This window comes from Chitinophaga sp. RAB17, assembly GCF_052114225.1.
Classification (GTDB): Bacteria; Bacteroidota; Bacteroidia; order Chitinophagales; family Chitinophagaceae; genus Chitinophaga.
In genome coordinates this window covers 102,013-111,625 of sequence record NZ_JBFREI010000018.1, presented here as the reverse complement: position 1 = coordinate 111,625, position 9,613 = coordinate 102,013, and the positions used below count along the sequence as shown (strand labels likewise).

General features: G+C 45.7%; 5 protein-coding genes and 1 pseudogene. All 6 read left to right on the top strand.

The window, feature by feature from the left end:
• Nucleotides 1–332, top strand: a pseudogene (locus tag AB4Z08_RS33680) (hypothetical protein); the annotation flags it as partial.
• 664 nt (nucleotides 333–996) lie between these two features.
• Nucleotides 997–5,526: a glutamate synthase large subunit gene (gltB, locus tag AB4Z08_RS33675; RefSeq protein ID WP_441578186.1), complete on the top strand. Its 4,530-nt coding sequence runs from the start codon at nucleotides 997–999 to the stop codon at nucleotides 5,524–5,526.
• A 63-nt stretch (nucleotides 5,527–5,589) separates the two neighbouring features.
• Nucleotides 5,590–7,065: a glutamate synthase subunit beta gene (locus AB4Z08_RS33670; RefSeq protein WP_441578185.1), complete on the top strand. Its 1,476-nt coding sequence runs from the start codon at nucleotides 5,590–5,592 to the stop codon at nucleotides 7,063–7,065.
• A gap of 135 nt (nucleotides 7,066–7,200) precedes the next feature.
• Nucleotides 7,201–7,809 carry a hypothetical protein gene (locus tag AB4Z08_RS33665; RefSeq protein WP_441578184.1) on the top strand — a complete coding sequence of 203 codons (609 nt, stop codon included), beginning with the start codon at nucleotides 7,201–7,203 and terminating at the stop codon, nucleotides 7,807–7,809.
• 104 nt (nucleotides 7,810–7,913) lie between these two features.
• Nucleotides 7,914–8,528, top strand: a complete 615-nt coding sequence (locus AB4Z08_RS33660; protein ID WP_441578183.1) for a hypothetical protein — start codon at nucleotides 7,914–7,916, stop codon at nucleotides 8,526–8,528.
• 111 nt (nucleotides 8,529–8,639) lie between these two features.
• On the top strand, nucleotides 8,640–9,482 hold the full coding sequence (dinD, locus tag AB4Z08_RS33655) for a DNA damage-inducible protein D (RefSeq protein ID WP_441578182.1): 843 nt from the start codon (nucleotides 8,640–8,642) through the stop codon (nucleotides 9,480–9,482).
• Nucleotides 9,483–9,613: the final 131 nt, after the last annotated feature.

Genomic DNA, 9,613 nt, shown 5'->3' with positions numbered 1-9,613 from the left:
AAGTGATCGCAACGCGTATTGATTTTATATCACGCCAGGTGGCGGGTAGCGAAACGGTCACGCTAATGATAGATCCGGATACCACTTTCCAGGAAACAAATGTTTCGCTGGATGTACCCGGGCAGGGCTCACTGGTAGTAGTTTTCCAGGTAAGAGCCATGTACAAGGGCGGCCCATCCAACAGCAGACAATATACGGCGGCCGATATTATTGCGGTGGCAGCGCCACAGGTACTCAAACATGCTCATAAACGTACTTACCCCAAGCGGAAGATATTGCTTCCCAACCTTACCCATACATACACATATCCAGCTATCATTCAACTGGAATAAAGCGATCTTGCCCCCGGAGATATTTTGATGAATAACCCCTTATACCTGCTTCCTTTTGAATAGTACATCTCTTTCCACAGCTACAGCCTGGCACTGAAGCAGCATTGCTATGGCCATTTCCGACCTCCATCCGTCTTCTGATGCAATTTCATCCGGGTTATACACCCGGAACTCATCCCCGCATCAAGTCCACCTCTCCTGCGCTGCAACTATAGGTACATAGCAGATGCTAAGCATAGCCTGGACGGAGCCTGCATAATAAAAAGGTAATGCTGACTATAATGATGGGCATTCTTAATGCACTATAAACTTTATGTTTAAAATTCACACTATCCCCCCTTTCCTGTTTGAATCACTCCCGTCTCATGATAATTATTTGTCATGCGAAATTGTCGCCCATAACTTTTAGGTTACCCATCCATCCCTTCAATGTGTCCTCATCAAAGACCTCAATTTACTCCGGGGAGCTTTCATTTTTTCAATTATTCTAACAATTAGTGGCTTTTTTTTATTTTTTCCTAAATTTTAACCGTCTGACAAAAGTTTATACAAAAAATACCGCATTCCTTTAGTATCTTTAAACCGTTCCCGAATTATATCGTACACCATCACCCGCGGCGTAAGTCAGAGGGGGAAGTGTGCCAAAGCAAAAAATCTAAACCAAATGGATGAAGTGAAGCAAACGCAAGGTTTATACCGTCCGGAATTTGAACATGATGCCTGCGGAACAGGTTTTACTGCCCATATTAAGGGTCGTAAATCCCACCATATCATTCGTGATGCCTTAACCATGCTGGAAAACATGGAACACCGCGGAGCCTGCGGTTGTGAGCAAAACACAGGAGATGGTGCAGGAATACTGTTTCAAACGCCACACGAGTTTCTGTATGACGAGTGCCTGAAATTGGGTATTCGCCTGCCGGAATTTGGGAAATACGGTGTAGGCATGGTCTTCTTTCCGAAAGAACCACGCTGGCGTGAAGAGTGTCGTGAGATATTTCAACGCAGCGCAGAAAAATTAGGCCTGGAAATTTTAGGTTACCGCAAAGTACCAGTACGTCCGGATGGTATCGGCGAAACAGCCCTTTCTGTAGAACCGGAAATTGAACAGGTATTTATCGCCTGTCCTTATCATATCAGTGATCCGGAAATTTTTGAGCGCAAATTATTTGTACTCCGCAACTACGTTTCTAAAACCGTTCGCAATACAGTACCGAAAGAAAAGTCGCTGTTCTATATTGCATCGCTTTCTTATAAAACAATTGTATACAAAGGTCAGCTGACCACCTACCAGGTGCGTCATTATTATACGGACCTGAGTGATGAGAAAATGGTATCTGCCTTTGCGCTCATCCACTCCCGGTTTGCTACCAATACTTTCCCCAGCTGGAGATTGGCACACCCTTATAGGTACATTGCACACAATGGTGAAATCAATACCCTGAAAGGTAACCTCAACTGGCTGCGTGCCGGCGAAAGGGACTTTGTGTCTAAGTTTTTCACTACTGAAGAGATGGAAATGCTGCTTCCTATCGTGGAAGAAGGCCAATCCGATTCTGCCAGTCTTGATAACGTGATTGAATTGCTCACCATGACAGGTCGCTCTTTGCCGCATGTAATGATGATGCTGGTGCCGGAAGCCTGGGATGGCAATGAAGATATGGGCGAAGAAAAGAAAGCATTCTACGAATACCATGCCTCCCTTATGGAGCCATGGGACGGACCCGCTTCCATTTCCTTCACCGATGGTAAAATCATTGGCGCTACCCTGGATCGCAACGGATTACGTCCGAGCCGCTTCGTGGTAACAAAAGATGATCGTGTAATCATGGCTTCTGAAGCCGGTGTATTACCGATCGATCCAAAAAACATCAAAGAAAAAGGCCGCCTGCAACCTGGTAAAATGTTTATCGTAGACATGGAACAGGGCCGCATTATTGGTGATGAAGAGCTGAAACAACAAATCTGCTCCCAGCAACCATACGGCGAATGGCTGAATAAATATAAGATCCGCCTGGAAGAACTGCCTGAACCAAGAGTAACCTTTACTCACCTGGAACATGATCAGATCTTTAAATACCAGCGCGCATTTGGTTACAGCACAGAAGACCTGGATCACATCATTGCCCCTATGGCCATTGATGGCAAAGAACCTGTTGGCTCTATGGGTACCGATACCCCGCTGGCAGTACTGAGCAACCAGCCGCAACATCTGTGCAACTATTTCAAACAGTTGTTTGCTCAGGTAACCAACCCACCAATTGATCCTATCAGGGAAAGACTGGTGATGTCACTGGCTACTTTTGTAGGCAACAATGGTAATCTGCTCAATGAAGATCCGCTGCATTGCCATGGACTGGCATTGCGTCATCCGATCCTCAACAACCATGAGCTGGAAAAAATACGCAGTATCGACACCGGTTTATTCCAGGCCAAAACGTTACATACCTATTTCAAAGCAGACGGTAAGCCCGGCTCTCTGGAAAAAGGATTGGCCCGTCTTTGCCGTTACGCAGTAGATGCTGTGGAAGATGGTTTTGAAGTAATCATTCTGTCTGACCGCGCCATTGACTCTGAACACGCTGCGATCCCTTCTATCATGGCTGCTTCCGCTGTTCACCACCACCTGATCCGCAAGGGTTACCGTGGCCAGGTAGGACTGATTGTTGAAGCCGGCGATGTATGGGAAGTACACCACTTTGCTTGCCTGCTGGGCTTTGGCGTAACTGCCATCAACCCTTATCTGGCACTCAGCACCATCCGTGATATGAAGCTGAACAACAAACTGGATACTTCGCTGGATGTAGACAAACTGAAAAAGAATTATATCAAAGCTGTCTGTGATGGCCTCCTCAAGGTATTCTCCAAGATGGGCATCTCTACCCTGCAATCATACCAGGGAGCACAGATATTTGAAATACTGGGTATCAACCAGGCAACAGTTGATAAATATTTCACCGGCGCCGTTTCCCGTATACAGGGATTAGGCGTGGATGATATTGCCCGTGAAACACTGGCAAAACACTGGATGGGCTACGGTCGTAAAGAAACACCTATTCAGCGCTTAACAGAAGGTGGTGTATATCAGTGGAAACGTAAAGGAGAATTCCATCTCTTTAATCCTACTACCATTCACTACCTGCAGCTGGCCACCCGTATGGGCGATTACGCAGCATTCAAGAAATATTCCAAATCGGTAAACGACCAAAGCGAAAAAGCAGCCACCTTACGTAGTCTGTTTTCGTTTAAGCCTAACCGTCCATCTATTTCAATCGATGAAGTAGAACCAGCCACCAGCATCTTCAAGCGTTTTGCTACTGGTGCGATGAGCTTTGGATCTATTTCTCACGAGGCACACTCCACACTGGCCATTGCCATGAACCGCATTGGTGCTAAAAGTAATACCGGTGAGGGTGGGGAAGATGAGCTGCGTTATGAGCAACTGCCTAACGGCGACTCTATGCGTTCTGCCATCAAACAGGTAGCCAGCGCCCGTTTCGGGGTTACCAGCTACTATCTGACCAACGCCGATGAGTTACAGATTAAAATGGCGCAGGGTGCAAAACCTGGCGAAGGCGGACAATTACCTGGTCATAAAGTAGATGAATGGATTGCGAAGGTTAGACACTCCACTCCAGGAGTAGGTCTGATTTCTCCGCCTCCTCACCACGATATTTATTCTATTGAGGATCTGGCTCAGTTGATCTATGACCTGAAAAACGCAAACCGCGCCGCCCGTATCAGTGTGAAACTGGTATCCAAAGCAGGTGTAGGTACTATTGCAGCGGGTGTGGCTAAAGCGCACGCCGATGTAGTACTGGTTTCCGGTTTCGATGGTGGTACCGGTGCTTCTCCGGAAAGCTCTATCAAACACGCAGGTTTGCCATGGGAGCTTGGTTTAGCTGAAACACATCAGACACTTGTAAAAAATAAACTCCGTACCCGCGTAGTACTGCAAACAGATGGTCAGCTGAAAACCGGCCGTGACATTGCAATTGCTACCCTGCTCGGTGCTGAAGAATGGGGTGTGGCCACTGCTGCTCTCGTAGTAGAAGGTTGTATCATGATGCGTAAATGCCATGTAAACACCTGCCCTGTTGGAGTAGCTACCCAGGATCCGGATCTGCGTAAACGCTTTACCGGCGATCCACAACACGTAGTAAACCTGTTCACTTATCTCGTGGAAGAACTCCGCGAAATCATGGCAGAACTGGGCTTCCGTACCATCAATGAAATGGTGGGTCAGGTAGGTTGCCTGCAGGTACGTGATAACATCACCAACTGGAAATCGCAAAAACTCGATCTGTCTCCTATATTATTCAACGAAGCGCCTGCCGGCGAAACTGGTCTGTACAAACAGGAAGAACAGGATCACGGCATCAGCGAGGTAATAGACTGGCAACTGCTCAAGGCCGCACAGCCTGCACTGGAGAAGAAAGCCAGGGTATATCAGCAGTTCCCTGTAAAAAATACAGATCGTACCATTGGTACCATTCTCTCTAACGAAATATCCAAACGCTACAAGAGCGAAGGATTACCGGAAGATACCCTGCATTTCAAATTCATAGGATCTGCAGGCCAGAGCTTCGGTGCTTTCACCACTAAAGGTGTAACGCTGGAACTGGAAGGGGAAGCCAATGACTATTTCGGTAAAGGCTTGTCTGGCTCCAAACTAATCCTTTATCCACAGGGAGAAGCTGGATTCAAGGCAGAAGAAAATATTATCGCAGGCAACGTTTGCTTCTATGGAGCTACTTCCGGAGAAGCCTATATCCGCGGTAAAGCAGGTGAACGCTTCTGTGTACGTAACTCCGGTGCTACCGTGGTAGTAGAAGGAGTAGGTGATCACGGTTGCGAATACATGACCAATGGTAAAGCAGTGATACTGGGTGAAACCGGTCGCAACTTTGGTGCAGGTATGAGCGGTGGTATCGCTTATGTATACGATGTAAAAGGTACTTTCGCTAATCACTGTAACCGGGAAATGATCGACCTCGATCCGCTGGCACAGGAAGATGTAGCATTGCTGCAGGACCTGATCACTAAACACCACGCCTACACGAACAGCACCGTGGCCAAGTTCATCCTGAAAGACTGGGAGAACCAACTGCGTCATTTTGTGAAAGTATTCCCGAAAGAATACAAGGCAGTGCTGAAATCAGGAAAAGTACAGGGCCAGAAAGTAGGTCACTAAGAGAAACATTAACATTCATCATCAAAATATCCCTTGCAGGTAAGGGACTTGTGGAGGAAAATTATGGGTAAACCTACAGGATTCCTGGAATTTACACGCGAGCTGCCCGGGAAAGCAGACCCCCGGGAAAGGGTTGGCCACTATAATGAATTTGTAGAGCGCTTTCCTGATAACAAATTAAATCAGCAAGCTGCCCGCTGCATGAACTGCGGTGTGCCTTTTTGCCACAGCGGATGCCCGCTGGGTAACGTGATACCAGAATTTAACGATGCCGTATATCGCCAGGATTGGAAAGATGCGTACGATATCCTAACTTCTACCAATAACTTCCCGGAGTTCACCGGACGTATTTGTCCGGCACCMTGTGAAAGTGCCTGTGTACTGGGTATAAACCAGCCACCGGTAGCCATTGAGGAGATAGAAAAACATATTATTGAAGTTGCTTTCGATAAAGGACTGGTACAGGCCAAGGCGCCCCGTATGCGTACCGGCAAAAAAATAGCGGTTATTGGTTCCGGCCCTGCAGGTTTAGCAGCGGCAGCACAATTAAACTATGCCGGCCATACTGTTACCGTGTTTGAGCGTGATGACGCTCCAGGCGGACTTTTACGCTATGGTATTCCAGACTTCAAACTGGAAAAATGGGTAATCGACCGTCGTGTGAAACTGATGGAGGAAGAAGGAGTCGTGTTCCAATGCAATGCCAACGTAGGCGTTAACGTTAGTACCAATGATCTGCTGAGAGAATACAATGCAATTGTACTCGCTGGTGGTTCTACTATTCCACGCGACCTGCCAATTGCCGGCCGGGAGCTGAAAGGAGTACATTATGCAATGGACTTCCTGAAACAACAGAACAAAAGAGTAGGAGAGAGAGCCGTTGAAGGCAGCGATATCTGGGCAACCGGAAAAAATGTAATTGTAATTGGTGGTGGTGATACCGGTTCCGACTGTGTGGGCACCAGCAACCGTCATGGTGCAACCAGCATTACACAACTGGAATTACTACCGAAACCTCCGGGCGAACGTACGGCATATATGCCATGGCCTACCTACCCGATGGTATTAAAAACATCTTCTTCTCACGAAGAAGGAGCAGACCGTAAATGGGCCATCGCTACCAAATCCTTTATAGGAGATGATAACGGTAACCTGAAGGCGCTCCGCCTGGTAGATCTCCAGTGGACTGCCAGCGCAGATGGCCGACCAGCGAAATTCACCGAAGTACCGGGATCTGAAAGAGATGTGCCCTGCGAACTCGCCTTACTGGCCATGGGCTTTGTACATCCGCAGCACACCGGCTTACTGGATCAGTTGGAAGTAGAAAAAGATGAACGCGGTAACGTAAAAGCTACCGAAAAAGATTACCTGACATCCATCCCCAAAGTGTTCACTGCCGGCGATATGCGCCGCGGACAATCACTGGTGGTATGGGCAATAAGCGAAGGTCGCGAGTGTGCCAGAAAAGTGGACGAATTCCTGATGGGTAGCTCCCAACTGGAAAGCAAGGACCATTCATTACAGGCAATGGCATTATAATATTAATTCAAGTTTTTCTCATAAGCAGGTTTAGATTTTGTTGTAACCTTCAGCCGGGCCGGGTTTTTACCCGGCCTATATTTTTTTAAACAGAATTAATTACTTTTACTAGCGTAATTATATTCCCTGTACTGTATGAAATACTGTCTCCCCTTTACCTTGCTGCTATTATTGCACCTGACTTCTATTGCCCAACAAAACCACAGAAACAACAAAAACATTGAAACCATTAAGATTAACAACATTCAAAAAGATTATAAAAATCTGCTCATCCTGGGTTCTGGCAACATGGCCAGCAGGAAATTTATCCACGACATCGTTTATGAACTGAATAAACGTCTGGGAGAGGATGACATCACCTATAAATATGAATACCTGGGCGCAGATGATGCGCAGATCAACGAAAACCTCAAGAAAGCAGTACTGACCAATAAACATGACGCCATACTCATTATCAGCCCTATAAGTTCAAGTATCAACTACTATGCGAGCCGTAATATTTTAAATGGCGGCCGTTATGTCCGGGAAGGACACCAAAATGATGAAAGTGCCACTACTTACGATGAACGCCTCCTGGAAAAAATAGATCTCCAAATTACGGAAGACCTTAATAGTGAGCCTATCTGGACGGCACTCCTGCAAACTAATATAAATCATGAGGCACAAAAAATATTTGCCGCCATCAGCCGCAATCTCATTGCTGAAATGAAGAAAAATATGCTAATCGCCCCGAAGAAGAAATAGTGTTCCACAAATCAGCGATATAATTATCATCTCAGTAGAAGAAATAGGCCCATTCAGCTATTTCTACCTACCGTCGCCTCCGAAACCCTATACATTTGTTAATTATGAAACAATTGGGGTGTTTTTGGATTTTTTTACTCTTGTCCCTGTGTGCCGCAGGACAACAAACGGTGCTGATCACCGATGCACGGCAGCTCAAAAAGGGCTTATATAAATCATTCGAAGAGTTTCAAGCCAATAATCCTTCCGAAGAAGGCGACCTGGTGATTAAAAACCGTAGTTCCGCTGCGCAAATATATTTGCTGGCCAACAGAAACGAACTGGTACTCCGGGATGGTACCGGCCAGGAACATAAAGTGAAAAATTACTGGGGCTTCTGCGATGGCACCAATATCTACATCAAAGACAATGGTCTCAACAAAATAGAAGAAACCGGCTATTACTGCATTTATACCTTACATGGCATTCAACCTTCGCGCAACTATCTCAATCAGGCTGATATGACCACCAACAGCGTCAGTACACCTGTGGCGCTAAAAAAAGTACTGAACGTTGTTACTGGTCAAATACTGGAATTATCTGCCTACAATCTCAAAAAATATATCCTCCCACCGGACAGTGCCCTGCTCGATGAATTCAGGGCAGATAGGGAAAAGAAAGACCAGCTGGAATATTATATATACCGATTCAATCAACGGAATAAGCCAGTAATACCGTGAGCTAGTTCAAATCAAATTGAGCATGTTTAAGTTCCCTTAACCAAAGCAATTTCCCCTGTTTCTATTTTTGCGCTTCACAATATTGTGAAATGATTTAAACACTTTCTTTTCATGAAAAAAGAATTGATTGAAGCGCTGTTTGCTCAGTTTGAGCAAGCCCGTTATGACCACAAAGGAATTGAATGCTGGAGTGCCAGAGAATTGCAGGAAATTCTGGGGTACTTACAATGGAAGAACTTTCTTAAGGTTATTGAAAAAGCTAAAAATGCTTGTGAAAGCAGCGGGGTGGCTATTTCCGATCATTTTGCTGATATCAGCAAAATGATCAGTTTGGGGAAAGGTGGTAAGAGAGAATTAGAAGATATCGCCCTTACCCGCTACGCCTGTTACCTCATTGCCCAAAACGGTGATTCGCAAAAAGCTCCCATTGCCTTTGCTCAAACTTACTTTGCTGTTCAAACCCGAAAACAGGAAATCATTGAAAAAAGACTACTGGACATCGACCGTATCAATGCCAGGGAAAAATTATCCCAGTCAGAAAAAGTGTTGTCTGGAATTCTTTATGAAAGAGGTGTTGATGAAAAGGGGTTTGCCAGCATTCGTTCAAAAGGAGATCAGGCCTTATTTGGTGGATTTAATACCCGCGATATGAAGAAAAAATTGCAGGTTCCTGACAACCGGCCATTGGCTGATTTCTTACCAACACTAACCATCAAGGCGAAAGACCTGGCAACGGAACTCACGAACCACAATGTTGTAGAGAAAAACCTTGAAGGAGAAAGTAGTATTACAGAAGAACATGTGGATAACAACTCCGCCGTCAGAAAAATATTGGTAGAAAGAGGTGTAAAACCGGAAACCCTTCCCCCCGCTGAAGATGTAGATAAAGTAAAAAGAAGAATTGAAAAAAAAGATGAACATGCCTTGAACCAGGGCATTCGAAAAGAAGAATAACCAACCACCACCCGTCCGATCCATCACTTTTCGCCAATCTGTGCATTTTCCTACTCACCTCATTGTCAACCTTCTGCCAAAAAATAGTATGTCCGTTACCGTATTTGATGTATTCTTGCAATAACTATTTA